We start from the raw sequence: 17,863 nt of genomic DNA on the forward strand, positions 1-17,863 counted from the left end.
TAGTCAACCAACTCTGTGCAGATAACCGAAAGGGAGGAACTGTGAAAAGAGACAAGGAAGGAGGAAACAGACAAGATGAGGTCGTATGAAATCTCCTTTGCACATTGGACAATGAGGATAATCTATGCGGCTGGATAATGGGAGCCGGATGAATCGAGAGGTTCAAGTCCGGTTCTGAGAGAGCCTGGGGGTGAAATCTCCCTGGGCTACTCACGGAGAGACAATGACCGTTGCTGACGGTGAAGAATGCTGGATCGTCGAATTCTATGGAAGAGACCTCTGGGCTGGCGTAAGAATCCCTAGTGATCACTTCACAGTTGCTGCGAACAGAGCAAGGATCATGGAAGTCGATTTCGAAGATACAGAGAACGTGATGGCCTCCCCGAATATCGTTTCTTTTGCAGTTGACCAGGGCTGGTACGATCCCAGTTCAGGTAAGCCCTTCAACATAGCAGAGATTTACGCTCCGAACGACAACCTTTATGCAACTAGAAGAGAGTGGAGAGCATTCGATCTGGTAGCCCCGTCTCTGGGTCTTAGCCCTCACGACGTAAGGTTCCCTCTTTCAGTGAAGCCTGACAGACTGCTTACGGTTCACGACATATTTGTGATTAAGGGCGATTACTATCAGGGAACGGATTACGATCTTACGGTAGGACTTGCTGCCGGACCTTGGGGCGATCCTCTCAGGTACGCAAACACAAGTAGAACTGGAACCTGGGAACGAAGCATCAACATGCACAGGACTTGCTACGTCCATATCGGGCAGACAAACTCCGCCTATGCAGACCCGTTCAAGGGAATCAGCTGGTACGGTTACGGTGCGCCTGATACAACTTACATAGTTCCACTGTGGCCTATTATGAGAGAGCTTCCCAAGTTCTACGAAACAGGCAGCAGGTATGAAGAGTTCAGAAGAGACTCCGGTTGGTGGGTCAACTCTTACGTTCAGCAGATGGCTGAACTTCACTATAATCTTGCGATCCAGGATATCAGGAATTACAGGGATCCCAAACTGGAAGTTCTCTACAAGGTTACACCGGAAGTTCAAAAGATTGCTACAGAGATGTATGAGACTGATCCAGAAGGCGCCATAGATTTGATTTCCAATTATGCCTTTATGAACGCGGTTGCATGGCACGAAGAATGGAAACTGCTTGGCGACAGACTTCTTGGAAACTACGCTCTCGGATATGTCAACTTCAGATCTTCACCGTATCCCGACTGGTGGAACGAAGCTATCGGTTACGGATTCCCCGAGAGATAATTGATTGGGTATCGGAAGCGGCCCTTGCGGCCGCTTCTTTTCATTGCCTATGAGTCTTGAAACGCTTGAGTGTCCTACACTCTTCTTCATCTCAAATGACTACCCGAATAATCAAATCTGCGCTTCCATTTCGACTTTGTTCAAGAAGAATATCGAAATTGGAAATTGGAGCTTCTCACTGTACAAAAAACGTTGGACTTGTGATAACATCTGTCAGTATAGAAGCTGAAGCCGAAAGGAGTGGCAAAGGTGCAAAACATAGAGAAAATCCTTGATCTAGTTGAGGAGCTTTTCGACGAGCTTGAGAATGCAGATGTTCAAGAACTCCATGAAGCGTTGCCTGACATGGAGCAGGACGAAGTGACAGAGTTGAGATCTAGCATTGAGGATTGGATCGACGGTCTTGACGAAATCGTCGCTCGCCTTCCCGAGCTTCAAGCCTCGATTCTCGATCTAAAGGGTGATCTTGAGAGATTGAATGATTCTGTGGTAGAGATGGAAGAGGGTTTTGAGGAAGACTGATAACTACTTCTTGGGGGCTGTGGCCCCTATATCAAACGAATACAGAAAAGAACGGACCAGGGTTACTGGATCACTCTATGACGGCTCCTGCTAGCTCACTCAGAAGCAAAGAGTCAAATAGCCTGTGAATTACGTATTTCACTAGAAGTTCCTTAGGAACGTATCTTTCAAGTTTTTCGCCGAAGAGCTCGTATTGTCTCTTCAGCTCCGAAGGATTGGCCAGGAGAAAGGTAGAGAGAATCCCCGAGACTTCACGAACTTCCAATCTTGAGATAGCGAGAAGCATCTCATGCAGCTCATCAATGTCGACACCTCTTTTTATTACAACACTGTGCCAGTTCGCACTTACCGATTTGAGGCCAGAAACTGCCTTTATACACAGGGATAGAAAGATGTTGGACAAATCGCCCGCAAACGTCTCAATAATCACTCTTTTATTGGATTCTCGAAGGGAAATCAGATTTGGCGAAGCTCTGTGATTGTCAACGAAGTCAAGCAGTATTTGCGAAGCGCCCGGAGAAAGAAGCATTCCATCTGGAATTCTCATTTCAAGGAGAGAAGACCTTATAGCTCTTGCGAACTCCTTCGTCATCAAGGAGCTTCCCCCAAACCACGAGGGCGGTTTGCCACTGCTACCCTTAACTACATGAACGGTCTTCCTGTTTGAGTTGACTTCCTTGACCAAATATGAACGACCGCCGAGCAGAAAACTCATTTCATCATCAGAAGAACTGCTCAGGACGGCCGGGTGGATTTTCCCGATCTCATGTCCGTTGAATATCACAGAGTACTCAAACCCTCCCGGGAAGAGAACTACGAAATCCATCTTTTCCTTCCCGCTGCCAACAATTTCTGCTGTTGATGCACCTTGTGTTACCGATCTGCCAGTCTTTGCAAGAAAAGCCTCGTCGATCAGGTGCTTCAAAAGAATATTGAAGTCTTCAGTCTCGACTTTTCTGAAAGGGAAGGCTCTCTTAAGTATTGAGAGATCATCATGGTAAAGCGAACCTCTGTTTAGGGTAAGACCGATTAACTGGTGACCCAACAACGGTAAGTGATAATCGCTAGGCTTAAGAGGTTCGACCGAACCTACGGCCAGCATCTGCGATATTCCAAGAAGATTATAAAGACTTTGCGGATCTTCTATGAAGACCGAAACCGATGACTTGTTTCCTTTCCTTCCTGCCCGTCCGGCTCTCTGAAGGAATGAAGCAGTTGATGGTGGGATCTCCAGGAAGATCACTCTATCAATATCACCAATATCGATACCCATTTCCAGAGTTGAGGTTGCGACTATGGCCCTCAGCTTTCTGTCCTTCTTAAATTCCTCTTCGATTTCTACTCGCAAAGACTTGGACACAGAGCTGTGGTGGACCGGGGTGTCTATATCTATCGATCTCGCTTGTGCTGCAAACTCCTCTGCCTTAGACCTTGAGTAAGAAAAGACGAGTACTTTATCGTTAGTTTCCGTAAGAAGCTTTTCAAGATATTTAGCGGGAGAGATTTCTTTCTCGGTAAGAACCTCGATTGTTTTTTTGTTTCTCTTCTCATCTACCACCAGTTCCGATTCTCTGTCTGAACTTCCGTTTAGCCACTCTAGCAGCAGCTCTGGGTTCCCAACCGTTGCGGACATCGCGATTCTCTGTTGATCAATGCCGGAGAGTATCTTGATTCTCTCCATCAGAGAGGCGAGTTGAGCCCCCCTTGGAGAGTCAATGAAGGCATGGACCTCGTCAATGATTATAAATTCGAGACAAGAAAGCAGTTCTCTGTTATCACTCAAGAAGATTCCCTCAACTGACTCAGGAGTTGTTACAAGAACTGAAGCTTCCTTTGCCACGGTGAGCTTCTCCGACTGTGTGAGGTCTCCATGCCATTTCCCGACAGTTAGCCCGAAAGGTCTCAACATCAGCTCAAGACGAGATGAAACATCGTTGATTAATGATTTTAGAGGAGCTAAGTAGATGCATTTCAGTCCCCCAGAGATTTCGAGAAGTCTGTTGACCACCGGTATCATTACGGCTTCTGTTTTGCCTGATGCAGTTCCGGCTATCAGTAACAGATTCTTCCCATCAAGAATAGGAGGAATTGTTCTGTTCTGGATCTCCCTCAAGCTTTGCCAGCGATATCTGTATGAGAACAAGTCGATTAGTCTCTGATTAAGTCTTGGATCGACTACCACAAGTTATCAGCAGCCTTTACAGAGTCGGTATTCCCGATCGTGTCTGTCTCATTTCCTAGTCTTGAAGAGTCTAGAAGTTCGACAGTAAGCTTGGTGACTTCCCTAACAGACGGTCTGAGTTTTCCGTCAATTCCAGTGTATTGTTTCATTAGAGTCTCAAGAGTCTTCTCTTCGAAAGAGGAGTCTGCAGCATATGAGTAGCAACTTGAGTAGAGCGATTTTATTCTTCTGATCAGTTTTCTTAGGTCCTCTTTACTTAAGGGATCAAGGTTAAGGATAACTGTCTTTCCGCTGCTGTCACCTGATATGTTTTTCATTCTGTCATAGAGTGCATGATAAGAGGCTATGCCTCTATGTTTGTTCTCAAACCATACGTCCGTTCCTAACCAAAGAAAATAACTCTTCTGAAGAAAACCAGAAGACATCTTGTCGATTATTTCCCTTAACTGGTTGAAAGTCCTATCCCTTACGTCTCTCCTTCTGTTCATAGTTGCTTCAAGTTCGTCCATGATCACAACTAGTCCTGGCACCTGCAAAGTGTCCATTAGCGAAGTGAAAGACCTTAAGAAGTTCCAGCCGTCGTCTTGCAAAAAGTGGTATATTCCGTGCTTCTTCATGGTTCTTCTGTCGACGTTGTCTCCTACCAGGTAGGCGTAAAACTCTTCGCCGGGAGCTCCTTTCCCAGCGCTCGCAACATAAGCCGCGCAGAAATGAGAGAACATTCCATTGGGATCGTAATTGTCACGGGTAGATAGATACTCCCTCACATTACTAACATCATCACTTGCTATTTTCAGTTCTTCGAGTTCAGCGAGTGTTTTCTCTGCCCAGGCCCTAAGGAATATCTTAAGTGGATTGCCGTTGATACCGACCATTGACATATTCTTCATGATAGACCTGAAGAACTCATCCTGTTTGTGAAGGGTGTCATAGTCCTTTTCGGAAAGGCAAGATATCATCATTCCTCTTTCTCTGGAGACATATTCGGCATATCTTGCGAGGGTAGTCTTGCCCAGACCGTATTCGCCTAGAAAGACTCTGACTTTGCTCTTTCCGGTGAGGACATAGTCTATGTCGCTTTCAATTTCCTGAGTGTATCTTTCTCGACCCGTTACAATTTCCTTAACATAATCGACGGGAACCGCCGTTCCGGCTCTTATCGCCTCAAACATGGGATGGTAATCCACTGATATCTCCTTTCAACTTTCCATCATTCTTCTGAAGCGAATCTCGCTCTAAGTAAATCCCTCGTTTCTTCATCGAAATTCGTTCCCCAAACAAGCTTCGGTACATCGCCGCTAATCACTTCTATAAGAGGCTTTCCCCCACTTGTTATCTTGGGCGCGACAACGAAAACGCTCCAGAACGTCAATCCCAGCTCCTGAAGAGTGTACTCTCTCTCGGGCTCAGAAGAGAGAATCCTGAAGACGGTCTTCCTTGCCTTTCCAGCAAGGGATTCAATCTTTTCTTCCAGTTCTTTAAATCCATCTCTTTCTTCGGGCATTTCTGGAAGGTTCACACGACCTAATTCAGCCGTATCCAGCTCTGGAAAGCAATAGTTCCATTCGATTTCGTTCATCCGCTTAACCGTCCATTCAAGTTCATAGTGGAGAGAATTTATCTTCTCCAGCAAGTCTATGGATATCGGCTTATTCTTTGTTTCCGGTACTTCAGGTCCCTCAGATTCTTCTTCGGCGTCTTCTTCGATAAGCCTTTCAATGATTAGATCCTCTACCGTCTTCTGATCCTTGTCTTCGGCGTTACTCTCGCACTGATACTCCGAACGATTCTTCTGCTTCGCTTTTAGTGACGCTGGAAGACCGTTTTGTGGGTATTCCTTCCACGTAGACATAACCCTTGCCTCTCTCAAGAACTCTATGAATGTTCTTGCGCTCTCTTCTTTCGCAAAGAAAAGCTTAATTAGTGGTACTCCAAAACCTGTAGCAGAAACGGTGACAACATAGTAATTGAAGCACTCGATCCTTTCATTGTTCTTCGCTTCCTTATCCGGTCCGCCTCCAGGAAGAAGGTATTTCCAGGTATATCCGACGAACAAAGCATCCTTGCTGTCGAGAAAAGCTTCTCTCGAGAGTTTTAGCTCTTCCAGCTGTGTTCTTATCGAGTTGAATGGGAAGTTTCTCCCGGCCTTCATGAGTCCCAACGATGAGACAATGAGCTCGTCAATAGAGCAAAGGACGTAGACGCCACCGCTTTCTTCTGCCTTTATTATGCGGAACTCGCTTCTTCTTGCAGAATACCTCATTGTTTCTCCAGCGTGAGCCAGCGGCTCTTTTATCTGTCGTTCCTCGACGATTGTCCAGCAAGCCCAACCAGCCATCGACTTCTGGAATGACGGCAAGATCCTCGCACTTATCTTTTCGAAGTACCACTTTCTTGCTTCTTCCCAATGGCTTTGGCATAGACCATATTCGGTTCTTGCCTCTTTTATTCCTTCTAACCATGTAGCAAGCGTACCGTGTTTTCGAATTCCCCTTTCCAAGAAGGCTATGAAGAGATTGTCTGGCACTGTCAACCATTTCATGAAGGTTGAACAGTATCGTTTGATTTCTCTAATTATTGTCTCAAGCCTTGATAATTGTATCTCTACACTACTTTCGTCGTATTCACCAACGGCGAGTTTGATCTGATTGTCGAGGAATCTGAAAACCCCTTCTTCAGTCGGAGGGAATTTCGCGAGAAAATCTACGAGATCCGACTCGATCAACGGTAGTAGAGTTGTATCAAGGCCGAATACACTTGAAACAAACTCGCTTAGGGGAAGGTTCACTCCGAATTGCTCTGCCCTTCTACGTACCTTCTCGTATAGAATCTTGAGATCCCTTAACCCTGTAACGAATGAGTCTGATTGATTCACAATTCTGTTGGCGTAATGAACGACTATTCTCTCCAAAATCTGAGGCGCTTCTTTGAAGAAATCCAGGAAGCTCATGAAGCTCTCATCGAAAACCGGACGTTCTGTTGCCGCCAGGATAAGCGTCTCAACGAGGGCAACTGTACTCTCAGATGATGCTGAGACAAGCTGACCTTCGATGCTTCTGTATATGAAAGCGTACTTAGTATCAAACAGTCTCTTGAAAAGTGTTGCAACCATTGGTGTCTTGAGAGATATTAGAGCAGCGTTTGAGGTCTCAATAAGTGGTATCCAGCTCTTACCCTCAAGACTCTCGTTTGCTTTCTCAATAACGTCTTCAGAAGACAAAAAAGTAATGAATTCCCGATGTCGAGAATCAGACAAGATATATCCCTCACTTAAAGTAGCTTCCAAATTGATTATACTACACTTAATGAAGGCGATTTGCAGCTTCCGGAAAACACCGAATCAGCGCTCGATCTCCAGGTCTATCAGCTCGGCGAGATCCAATAATCTTTCGGCAATAAGCGCTCTATTTTGGCAAGCTCTCAGAAATCTTTGATCCTGCCTGAGGGAGGGAAGAGTTTCCCCGGCTTTTTCCAGTCTTGAGATCGCAAGAAGAAGGTAAGCTCCATCGATGAGTTTTCTGATCATGACAGACAGTCGCTCTTCTGTTTTCTCACAGGCGGCTCTCTCAATATCAGCGAAAAGGAAGTTAATAGACTCCAGAATCACTTTGAAGGAGAAAAGCAAAATGTCTTCTTTTGTTTCTAGAGGAAGAGCTTCCAACCTCCTGAGTTCTGTTATCGCCTCTGCAACTGCAAGCCTTGACTGTGAGGGATCTTCCAGGTATCTCTCAAGTTTGTCCACCGTTATTCCGAAAAGATCTGCAATTTGATCGGCGCTTCGTCCTTCGGAGATGATCTTTCGCAGAAATTCCTTCTTACCCATATAATCACCTCTCTTTAATTATATATCCTGTCGTCTCTGAGGTTAAGCGTCATTATCAAGAGGGCGAAGTGATCTCGTGAATGCCAGTGTTCGCAATTGAAGTTGTTTTTCTCCAGAAACGTACTAGAATTTAACTGGAGGTGGTGCTATGAGAAGAAGTATTCCTCTACTGGCAATTATCATTATTAGTTCATGTCTTTGCTCAACAACTTTCTACTTCGGAATGGGATTCGGCGGGCTTGTAGAAGTATCACTAAACGACTACGAATGGAAGGTTCGGATTCTTCCAGTTCCTTCTTTGTCTAGTGGAGGAGTCTTCGCCGGCGGTCTGATCTTCAATGTACTAAGAGATAGAGGATTTGCGGTGCTGCCAGCCAATCAGCAAGAGAAGTTGAGTGTAGTTGATACTTTTCACTGCGAAGCAATAGATGTAGATATTGAGAGACTGGAGGTGTTCGTTGCAGATGGAACGCTTGGCTTGAAAGTCTTCAAATTCTATGGACCGCTCTTCTATAGGCATGTCCAAACCATTCCGTTGAAGGGGTGGACAAACTCAGTGTCGTACTGCAATGATTATGTTCTGGTCGGCAGTGAACTCGATGGATTGTTTGTTGTGAGAAGAGGTGATAGCGGATTTGAGCTGATTGATCAGATTCATCCGCGTTATATTAACGATTTGGAAAGTGGATTGACCATTAATGCGGTCGCCGTATCCAAAGGAGCGTTCTACGTTGCTGCTGCTAATAAAGGCGTTCTGATATTCGAGATAAGCACGTTCGGTCTGGAAGAAAGACAAGGGATTCCTGTTGGTTACGCTATGGATGTTGCAGTTCTTGATGGAGAAGTCTTCGTCGTTGACTCTTTGGGAAGCAGGATTCTGATATTTGACGAGAGCGACCACACCCTAAAGGAGAGTCTGGAAGTTGAAAGACCCTTGAGAGAGTTAGTGCCGATATTTGACTGGCGGCAGGGCAGAAAGCTTCTTTTGTGCCGATTTGATGATTCCGTTTCCGTCATTGATAAAGAAACCTTTCAGGAAGTGTTCTCCCTGAAAGGCTCGTTCTTTGGAATAATCGAACCAAGATACCTCTTCGGTTATCCCTTTCGCGAAGAATGAAGTGAAGCACCACTGACGAAATATCTGGACAGCGCCAGGAAGAGAACAAGGATTGGAATGCTTGCTATGACTGCAGCTGCCATCATCGCACCTTCATTTGTGTGCTTTTCCGTTGCGAACTTGACGATGTAAAGGGGAATGGTCTTCATTTCCTCGCTTTGCGAAATCAATAGCGGCCATAGAAGATTATCCCACTGGGTTCTGAATGTTAGAATTGCCAGAGTCGCGATAGCCGGCGCGCTGTTGGGGAGTATTATTCTCAAGAAGATGCTGAATTCACCGGAACCGTCGATTCTTGCGGCATCAATTATCTCGTCTGGAAACGTGATAAGGTATTGTCTCATCAAAAAGATGCCGAACGCGTTCATTAGAAATGGAAGGATCAGTCCTATATAGGAGTTTTGAATCTTCAGTGATGTGGCTACCAGATAGAGAGGAATCATGATGGCTTCAAAGGGGATCATCATTGTGGCCATTATCAGCAGAAAGACAAGATTTCGACCCCTGAAAGGGAACTTCGCCAATCCATATCCTGTGAGGGCGGAAAGAAAAACGGTAGAAATCGATACTACCCCGGCTACGATGAAAGAGTTAAGAATATTTCTAGGAAAAATGAAACTCCCATCGTTTCCCCTCAAGGCCTGCCAGTAATTCTGCCAGTAGAGATCTTTGGGTATCCACGGATAAGGCATCTTAAGGATATCTCTCGATGGCATGAGAGATGCGGTAAACATGAATACAATTGGTGCAAGGATTACAATGGCGGTTAGGATCAGGAAGGCCCAAATCAAGACATCGACGATAAATGATTGCTTCTTAATGGTCTTCATCAGCACCCCCTAATAATCGACTTCTCCGCCCGATCGGCTTACCCTAAACTGAATCCAGGTGAAGAATAGCATAATAGCGAATAGCAAAACGCTCATAGCGCTTGCCCTTCCTATGTTGTGATCTCTTATTGCTGTGTTGTAAATGTTCAATGTAATGACGTTGATCGGTTCAGTAGGGGCTCCTGATTGGGTGAAAAGGTACTGCGTGCTGAACGTCTTGAGACATTGCAGCATCGACATTATCGATACTAAAACAGTTGTAGGTTTCAGCAAGGGGAGAGTAATGTGCCAGAAGTCTTTCCAGCCATTGGCACCGTCTATTTGAGCTGCTTCGTGCATACTCTGCGGAATACTTGCGAGCCCCGTTATATAAATGATTGTGAAGTAACCGATATATTTCCAGAAATAGACAAGTATTGTGGATAATCTTACCATACCTGCAGTTGCTAGCCACTTGTAGTCTTTCCCCACGGTTCCTAACAACGTGTTCATTGTTGTGTTGGCCAGACCCCTTGGATCGAAAATCAGCAACCAGATCGCTGCTGAGACCACAGAAGAGAGAACGGCCGGAGAGTAGAACGCCATTTGGAAGAATTTCTGAAATCTTCGCCTTGACATTATCAAAACTGCAAGAAGAAGACTGAATACAACAATGGGAATGAATGTGCCTAAAGTGAAAATGAATGTTGCTTTCACCGAGTTCCAGAAGTCTGGGGATTTCAGCAGGTACTCGTAATTTGAAAAACCGATAAATGTTGGTGGACGAAGATCAAGTAGTCTCTTTCTGAAGAGGCTCGTATAAAAAGCATTTATGATAGGGTAGAACGAAAAAACAGCAAAGAAAGCCAGCGATGGTAAAACAAAGAACCAGCCCCACCTTGCCTTTTTGTGCTCTATACCCCGATTGAAGATATGTCTCAAAGGTAAGGCTCACCCCTTTCGATATTAACATGCCCGCCTTTCGGCGGGCGAATTGTCTAGTATTGATCGTCCAAGACTTCTTGAACCTTTCTGCGAAGAGTGTTGAGTGCGTTTTGGGAACTTGTCCCGCTTAGCATAACGGACTCAACAGCTTCCTTAATCAACGACTGGATCTTCGCAGAGCTTTCGGAGAAGTAAACGACAGTTGACTTTTCAAGGTCTGAGATGAAGACATCTGAGTACGGATAGTTCTTGAAAGTCTCTGATTCGAGAAGCTCGTTTGTTGGAATTATTATCGCTACCTTTTCAAGGTATTCCTCTGCGTGGCTTAGCATGTATGATATGAACTTCCACGCCATTTCCTGGTTCTCCTTCGGTTTCTGGGAGTTAACCATGTAGTAATGTCCATAGTAGTGAGCCGGAACGTGATTCACAGCGTTTTCAAATTGTGGGAAGGGGACAACCATGAATTCGCCGCTTTCATAGAACTCAGGATTGTCTGCCTTTATTCTAGCTATCTGATAAAGCCCTGATGTACACATTCCAATGTCGTTGTTGTCCATATTGAAAAGACTTCTGGCGTTTTTATACGTGGGCGACCCGAGATTTTGCCCATTTGGGCCCCAGGCGGCCATATAATCGAGGAAATTGAGCCAAGCTTCATCGTTAATGATTGCAGTCTTCCCATCGTCACTTACAAGTTTTCCTCCCATCTGTTCAACCAGAGGCATGAATGCAACGAGATAATACGGATATCTGAAGTCGAAACCTCGGCGGGTGATAATCTCACCCTCTCTTATCGTTAGTTTCTCGGAGACATCCATCATCTCTTCCCAAGTCTTAGGATAGTCGACCTCGGGGTCGAGACCAGCATCTCTGAAGACTTTCTTGTTCAGGAATATGCACCAGTTGGTTATTTCGAGAGGCAGCCCGTATATCTCGCCCTCATATGTTACTGGAGCGAGAGTTCCAGGTAGATACGATGCTAAAAGACCTTCTTTACCTGTGTAACCAGCTGCTTCATAATTTACTGGAGCCACTCTACCATTAACAATATAGGCGAACTCATCTTCTACTGACATATTGAAGATGTCTGGGCCCTGGTTGGCTGCGAACGCGGTCAGAATGAGTTCCTGGATTTTCGTCGAAGATTGGGTAACCCTTTTAATAACTACATTGGGGTACATCTCTTGAAATTCCTGGATGAAACGTTCTTCAAGTGGAGTTCTGTTCGGATCTTCATGAGTCCAGAACTCCAGAACGATTTTGTTGGCGATCAGTGCAGACATAGTCAGAAGAAAAGACAGGATTAGCACGAAAAGAAAACGCCTATTCATCAAAAAACACCTCCCCATAGAATTGGAGCAACTGCTCCTGATAAAATAATACAACGTTGATGCATAAATACGAAACTTATTTTGACTGGATCTAGGCTGTTAGGAATCCTTCTTGCAGAGATAATGACCAGGGTGTGCCAAGAAGGCGAAGAAAGAAACTTCAAGCCATGCTTAATCGAAGATGAGGGAGGGCCCCTCGAAGCCGCCATGCAGGTGGAGGCTTCAAACCACCGTAAGCTGCTGTGGTAAAGAGCCATGGTAGTGAACGTTACGGGAAAAGGCGGGACAGTGATCCCGTCAGGTGAGTACCAGAGGAGACGAATACAAGTGAACCACCGTGAACGTGTCGTAAGGACCTTTAGTGTCATCTAAACCGGNNCAAGTGGAAGACCCACGAGGGTGAAAGTACCGATGCCAGATTCAGGGGCGGAACAGTCCGTAGTAGTGATGAAGCTCCTGTAATGGGAGTGGAGCGAAGGGACGTGTTATCCAGTTTTGTAGGTTAGTCAACCAACTCTGTGCAGACAACCGAAAGGGAGGAACTGTGAACAGAGACAAGGAAGGAGCAAACAGACAAGATGAGGTCGTATGAAATCTCCTTTGTACACTGGACGAAGATCCGCTGTAAGCTTAAGAACAAAAACCCGCTGAACTCTGTGAAGAGTCGTCCTTAGTCCTTCGTCCCAAATCATGGACCCGTCCTTGGGCTTGGGAAGAGCCTGAGGTCAGAGGCAAGAGGTCGGAAGAGCGAAGAGATCTTGATCTTCTTACCTCTAGCCTCATTCCTCTTACCTCTGATCCGCCTCATCCCTGACCAAGAGCACGTCAGGATGACCAATTGAGTTAGTTCATGCAACCTAACGTCCTGCCCCTAGAAAGGTTCTCCCTCCTGGCGAAGCCAGCCTTACGTCCCCGGATGGTTGGGGGTGAAATCGCCCTGGGCTACTCACCGATTTGTTCGTACAAACAAACGGTCGGTTTATGTGGTCTTATTACCAAGGAGGTGACTAAATGAAGAAGACATTCTGGGTTTTAATTGTAGTTTTCAATCTTCTATCCTATCTATTTGCTTTTAACGTTGGCTATGTTGAGCTTGCAGAACTTGAGCCGTTTGTTCTTACGGAGAGTGTAGGAAGTAGAACAAGCAATGTGAACTTCACAGTTCTCTCGAAAAGCTATTCAGGAGAAGTCGCAATTGTCTTGTCCGGCTGGTTGTTCGATCCAGGAAGCCAGAATTCGGAGCGAGAAGTATTCATTCAACTTAGAGGAAATGGGGAGAGTTATGAAAAAAAGATCTCATTGATGAGAGAGGGTATATACTACACAATGAATCCCTTCATTCTCACGTTTCAAAGAGGTTATACACTCGTGGTAATGGGACTCGAAGTTGATTATGATAAAAATAGGGGGGATGATGCTATAGAACTTGGGTTTGAGGACGTCTCGGTTGAAGTTGAGTGGGATAGCGATGTGAGCATTCTTCTGGGGGAGGTTAATGAAGGTCTTTTTACTCAGGTCTCTGCAATCCTTGAAGAACCGGTATTGTTAGTCAAGGGGGGAGAAAGGCCTACGGGCGGCTACAGCATCGTGATAGACGGCGTTTATCTCCACAAAGATAGAACCATTGAAGTAGCTGCAAAACTGCAGACTCCGGGAAGCGGAGATTTCGTTACACAGGCCTTCACTTACCCTCATAAAGCGATAAGAATTCTGGGGCTTCATTCTGGCAATTACGATGTCTCAGTTCGAATGGAAGTGCTCAAGGATGGCGAGGTGATTGATATCTATGAATACAGCTCGTGTTTCACTCTTTACTCGTCAAAGAACTGATCTTTTGCACATAGGCATCGGCATCAAACTTCCTTTTTAGGCCGTTTGAGTTCATATATCTGACTTTTCCGAATACTGAACGCTCCGCCCAAGCTCTGTCGTGTTTTCCGAAGCACCAGAGAATGCCGCTATAACCATTCGGATCTCTACCGTCTAGTTCGTATTTGTCGTTAAGATAGATCGCCGAGCTGATTGCAGTTTCAGGATCTGGACTCCATTCGAGGATCTTCTTTCCCCAATACATACGCATATAACCGTGCATTTTGCCCTTCACGACCATTTCTCTCTGTGCTGCGTTCCAGTAAGGATCGTGAGTCATCCCGCCTTCCAGTTCAGAAAGTGAGTATACGTATTCCCGCCTATCGCTTCTATGTTCATTGAGCGTCTTCTGAGCCCACGGGGGGAGTGCTTCGAAGGAATCGTACCTGGAGTTATAGAACACGAAATTCATGCTCAGTTCTCTTCTAACAATAAGCTCTTCAAGATAAGCTTCTATTCCCGATGAACCAGACTCCATAACCCTCCTGGCGATCAGACAAGGGGAGATTTGTCCGAAGTGAAGAAATGGACTCATCTCTGATAGACAGTCACAATTGGGGTCATTTCTCTCTTTCTCGAACCTATCTATTTTGGTTTCTAGAAATATCTCAAGTTGTCTATTTGCTTCTTCCTGTCCGCCAGGAAAGTTGCTGACCATGGATGCCGTGTCGTCGATATTTGAAAGGTCCGGATTGTCGAGATCAAATGTGGTCTCAAAATCGGTTACAGGGTCTCCGGGTTCGAACACGACGGATTCGAAGTCAGTTATGAAATCTTGAAGGCGACTCAACACTCTTGGCCTAAACGTAGCTGCGCTGTATTCCTCCTTATTACTGGCTGCTTTGACAGGAACAACTACGTTGGCTTCGACCGCGATTACCGGGCACGAGGATGCTTTCGCAATTTCCCTTCTCCATGCGATCTGATGCCTGAGGTATCCAACGTCTGTGACGATCAAAGCACAGTTCCTTGAGGCCCGGGGGACGATTTCTGTTGGATTACCCTCTAGAACAGTGAATCTGATACCCATTTCTTTGAGCTTTGATTTAACAGCCTTGAGCCCGTCAATCATAAAGGAAAAGTTCCTGAGATTTGCAGAGGGGTAATCGGTGTTGAAGACGAAAAGGACTATAAGAGGAAGGCTATTTCTCTTGGCTTCTTGCTTTGCGATCTCGAGTGCGGGGTTTTCTTCGGTTCTTTGAGAGGCCTGCATCCAGTACATAATGAATCTACCTTTCATATCTCGTCTCTTACTCAGGTTATGAATCCTATCACTCTTCATTTTCCGGACCTTCCCTTCCCGGAGTCCGTTATCTCAATCAATTCAGCAGGGTAGGGTTGGAAAAATGTTTGACGAGCAAGATACTCACTGTCAAATGCAACAATGTAAGAACGCAATATGTAGAGAGGAACACTTAGCGGGATTTTTCCGTCTCGATATCTTTCAAGCGTCTCTAGAAAAAACCTCTTCTCAGAAGAAGAGATGTATTTAGAGAAGTAACCAAGCCCATGCATCAAGACGTTTATGTGTGAAGTATGTTTTGGGGGGGTGGACATCATCTTGTAGAAGTGGGATGAATAATCGCTGTATACTTCTTCAATACCTCTTGAATCCATCTTTCCGATTATTCTTCCCATTATTCTCATTTCGTTCTGGTTGTAGGACATGAAGAGCAGCTTGTTATCCGACTGAAAATCAACCAGACCTTTTCTGGTGAGATTTATGGAGAGGTCTCTGAAGCGCGTGACGGTGAATAGAATAGTTAAGAAATGCTCTCTTATAGTGAAATTAGAAAGTCTTCCCTCGTCTTCTATAGGAAGCCCACAGTATCTTTCTAGTACAGCGCCTCCAAAAAAACCAGAATCCCTTCCTGATGAGGCGACTTTTCCTTCTCCTGGATAGACCTTAACATCCTTTATGCCACACGTAGGTGAGGCCGACTTGAGAATGAAGCCATCTACCCTTTCCAGTCCAGCAAAAAAACTCTCCGTAAACTCCAAGAGGCGTTCAGTAACGTCAACTCCCGTTAAGGGTTGCACTAGTCTTGTTTCATTAGATCTGAAAACCATGCGAATGGGCGGCCTAGGAACTCCGAGCCCGATGTCGTATTCCGGACATACGGTCCTGTAATTGACGAACTTCTTCAGCTTCTCCACGAATTTGTTCGGGATCATCTGAGCGTTGTATCTGCAACTTTCGAAGCCCAGGCACCTGCTCACGACTACTTCCGGTTTGGTTAGCCTCAACACATCGCCCTCCTCGTTCATTCCAGAAAACCGATGATTTCTTTTGCTATCCTATCAGGTGATTCAAGAAATGGAGCGTGTCCGCTTCCCTCTACTACTTTCAGAATGCTATTGGGAATCTTTCTAGCCAGCGGCTCTCCATGCTCCGCAACTGGGAGAATAATATCTTTTTCTCCCCAAAGGATCAGCGTGCTGCATTCGATTTCGCCAAGTTTATCCGATATAGAAGCTGTGTCATCACTGTTTATGAATTCATAAATGAAAGAAGAGGACATATGGTCCACGAGCGAGAAATATCTGCCGAAAGTTTCAGAACTGAATAAGGATTTGTCTCCCAATCCTTTAGTATAAAGCAATCTTTGAACCGGAAAAGTTTGGAAATAGAACCTCATAGCGATCCGCGTCATTATCTTGCTTCGCGCAAAGAAACCGGGGAGAATATCTCTATCCCCGTGAATGGAAGAGTCAATGAGAACAAGGCGGTTGACCCTTTCGGGAAAATAGTAGGCGATGTTCAAAGAGACCTCTCCTCCAAATGAATGGCCAATCAAATCAGCTTTCTCAATGTTCAATAGGCTCATTAAATCAACCACAAGCTCAGCATAACCCTTTCTTGAATAGTCACCTTTGTTAGAGGCAGTGGACAGCCCAAAACCGGGCAAGTCCAACAAGTAGACTCTTCTATTCGATGAAAGCAGTTTAGCAAGCTCTAGAAAATCAAAATGTGATCCAGCAAAACCATGTATCATTAGAACTGGGTCGCCGTCTCCAATAACCTTGAAGAAGACCTCCTCTTGTTCTACCTTCAAATACCTTCCGTCTCTCTCTATTCTACCGAAATAAATCCTGGCCATGGTAACGCTGAAGATACTGTTGATAACGAGGAGAGCAGCACCTATTAGCAGAATCAAAAAGAGCGCTTTAATCAATTTCATTAGATACACCCCTTCACGGGAAGTATTCAAGCAACAATAATATACCATTTTTTCTTTGCAGATCGTTGGATGGTTACGAATACCGAGTATCTAGGAAAGCAATTCTTCTTTTTGAAGAGCAGTGCTTCTTTCTTTTGGAAGAAGCCACCATTCGAGAACGATTAAGAGAAGCTGTTGCCTTTTCTTCTTCTTGCCTAGAAGCTCTACACCTTCCTTGGCACTGAGATTTCCTTCTTCCAATTTCCTGATGATCTTCGAAGCTTCCTGAATTTGGCGATTTGCAAGCTCATATCCGAGACTTGTACCAGTTACTCCAGTTTGCTTCTTGCAGTGGGATAGGAAATACTTAGCTCCTTCTGGAGTTCAGAGAGATTTCCTCTATTCTTAATGAACACTTTCAGGAAGTCAAGGAGTTCTTCGGGCAGGTAAAGCAGCTCGTCTTGCACAAAGGTCCCGATAATCTTAATCTCGCAGTTCTTAAAGGTATACTCGGTAATTGTAGATATCCGCCGCAGCTGGGACACTTAGCAAGCCGCTTCTTCATCCAGAGCCCTCCATCCGATCGGCAATAAGCGTACTGCAAGAGAAAATATCGGTAAACCCGGGAAGAAGTCAATCTTTGGAGAGTCATCAATTCAATAAAGTTCAATAATATTATCTAATAATTGATAACTATATGACAATAACTAATAAGTGTAAATATTGCATAAGCAAAATCTTATTTCTTCTGAATTCTAGATATATCCCAGCGATTCGATTTGATGGAGTGTGCGCATGACAGAGAAATGACCAATATTGAAACAATTCCTGAAA

15 protein-coding genes are annotated in these 17,863 nt (G+C 45.0%); 4 read left to right on the plus strand and 11 right to left on the minus strand.

The features are described 5' to 3' along the window. The first annotated feature begins 190 nt into the window (after positions 1-190). Both Q502_RS02120 and Q502_RS02125 read left to right on the plus strand, forming a co-directional pair. Complete coding sequence (locus tag Q502_RS02120; protein WP_243392353.1) at positions 191-1,267, plus strand: dipeptidase; 1,077 nt, start codon at positions 191-193, stop codon at positions 1,265-1,267. Between the two features lie 249 nt (positions 1,268-1,516). Continuing rightward, positions 1,517-1,789 carry a hypothetical protein gene (locus tag Q502_RS02125; protein ID WP_099830199.1) on the plus strand — a complete coding sequence of 91 codons (273 nt, stop codon included), beginning with the start codon at positions 1,517-1,519 and terminating at the stop codon, positions 1,787-1,789. Between the two features lie 70 nt (positions 1,790-1,859). On the opposite strand, the gene Q502_RS02130 is transcribed toward Q502_RS02125, so the two are convergent. From Q502_RS02130 to Q502_RS02145, 4 genes are all read right to left on the minus strand, one after another. Beyond that, complete coding sequence (locus Q502_RS02130) at positions 1,860-3,971, minus strand: DEAD/DEAH box helicase (protein WP_099830200.1); 2,112 nt, start codon at positions 3,969-3,971, stop codon at positions 1,860-1,862. Continuing rightward, positions 3,965-5,158, minus strand: a complete 1,194-nt coding sequence (locus Q502_RS02135; protein WP_099830201.1) for a BREX system ATP-binding domain-containing protein — start codon at positions 5,156-5,158, stop codon at positions 3,965-3,967. Before Q502_RS02135 ends, Q502_RS02130 begins: the two co-directional genes overlap by 7 nt. Positions 5,159-5,181: 23 nt before the next feature. Continuing rightward, positions 5,182-7,227 carry a hypothetical protein gene (locus Q502_RS02140; RefSeq protein WP_099830202.1) on the minus strand — a complete coding sequence of 682 codons (2,046 nt, stop codon included), beginning with the start codon at positions 7,225-7,227 and terminating at the stop codon, positions 5,182-5,184. Between the two features lie 84 nt (positions 7,228-7,311). Beyond that, entirely contained in the window at positions 7,312-7,794 is a 483-nt protein-coding gene (locus tag Q502_RS02145; protein ID WP_099830203.1) for a hypothetical protein, read from the minus strand. 148 nt (positions 7,795-7,942) lie between these two features. Here Q502_RS02145 and Q502_RS02150 point away from each other — a divergent pair, with 148 nt between their 5' ends. Next, positions 7,943-8,911, plus strand: a complete 969-nt coding sequence (locus Q502_RS02150) for a hypothetical protein (RefSeq protein ID WP_099830204.1) — start codon at positions 7,943-7,945, stop codon at positions 8,909-8,911. Here the strand turns inward: Q502_RS02150 and Q502_RS02155 are convergent. Genes Q502_RS02155 through Q502_RS02165 form a run of 3 tightly spaced genes read right to left on the minus strand, consistent with a single transcriptional unit; the run spans position 8,890 to position 11,999 of the window. Further along, positions 8,890-9,741 (minus strand): carbohydrate ABC transporter permease, encoded by an 852-nt coding sequence (locus tag Q502_RS02155; protein ID WP_099830205.1) that lies wholly within the window; start codon positions 9,739-9,741, stop codon positions 8,890-8,892. The genes Q502_RS02150 and Q502_RS02155 overlap by 22 nt on opposite strands. Before the next feature lie 9 nt (positions 9,742-9,750). Next, on the minus strand, positions 9,751-10,662 hold the full coding sequence (locus Q502_RS02160) for a carbohydrate ABC transporter permease (RefSeq protein ID WP_099830206.1): 912 nt from the start codon (positions 10,660-10,662) through the stop codon (positions 9,751-9,753). A 56-nt stretch (positions 10,663-10,718) separates the two neighbouring features. Further along, positions 10,719-11,999 (minus strand): extracellular solute-binding protein, encoded by a 1,281-nt coding sequence (locus Q502_RS02165; RefSeq protein ID WP_099830207.1) that lies wholly within the window; start codon positions 11,997-11,999, stop codon positions 10,719-10,721. A gap of 1,011 nt (positions 12,000-13,010) precedes the next feature. On the opposite strand from Q502_RS02165, the gene Q502_RS02170 reads away from it, so the two are divergent. Beyond that, entirely contained in the window at positions 13,011-13,829 is an 819-nt protein-coding gene (locus Q502_RS02170) for a protease complex subunit PrcB family protein (protein ID WP_099828745.1), read from the plus strand. On the opposite strand, the gene Q502_RS02175 is transcribed toward Q502_RS02170, so the two are convergent. The 4 genes from Q502_RS02175 to Q502_RS14545 form a co-directional block, all read right to left on the minus strand. Then, positions 13,804-15,150 (minus strand): deoxyribodipyrimidine photo-lyase, encoded by a 1,347-nt coding sequence (locus Q502_RS02175; RefSeq protein WP_099828746.1) that lies wholly within the window; start codon positions 15,148-15,150, stop codon positions 13,804-13,806. The two genes, Q502_RS02170 and Q502_RS02175, sit on opposite strands and share 26 nt — an antisense overlap. Then, entirely contained in the window at positions 15,147-16,118 is a 972-nt protein-coding gene (locus Q502_RS02180; protein WP_258001746.1) for a DUF523 and DUF1722 domain-containing protein, read from the minus strand. The genes Q502_RS02175 and Q502_RS02180 overlap by 4 nt, the downstream gene beginning before the upstream one ends. A 14-nt stretch (positions 16,119-16,132) precedes the next feature. Then, positions 16,133-17,050, minus strand: a complete 918-nt coding sequence (locus tag Q502_RS02185; RefSeq protein WP_099828748.1) for an alpha/beta fold hydrolase — start codon at positions 17,048-17,050, stop codon at positions 16,133-16,135. A gap of 308 nt (positions 17,051-17,358) precedes the next feature. Then, on the minus strand, positions 17,359-17,574 hold the full coding sequence (locus Q502_RS14545) for a DUF2089 family protein (protein WP_243392211.1): 216 nt from the start codon (positions 17,572-17,574) through the stop codon (positions 17,359-17,361). Positions 17,575-17,863: the final 289 nt, after the last annotated feature.

This window comes from Mesotoga sp. Brook.08.YT.4.2.5.2. (assembly GCF_003351125.1).
Classification (GTDB): Bacteria; Thermotogota; Thermotogae; order Petrotogales; family Kosmotogaceae; genus Mesotoga.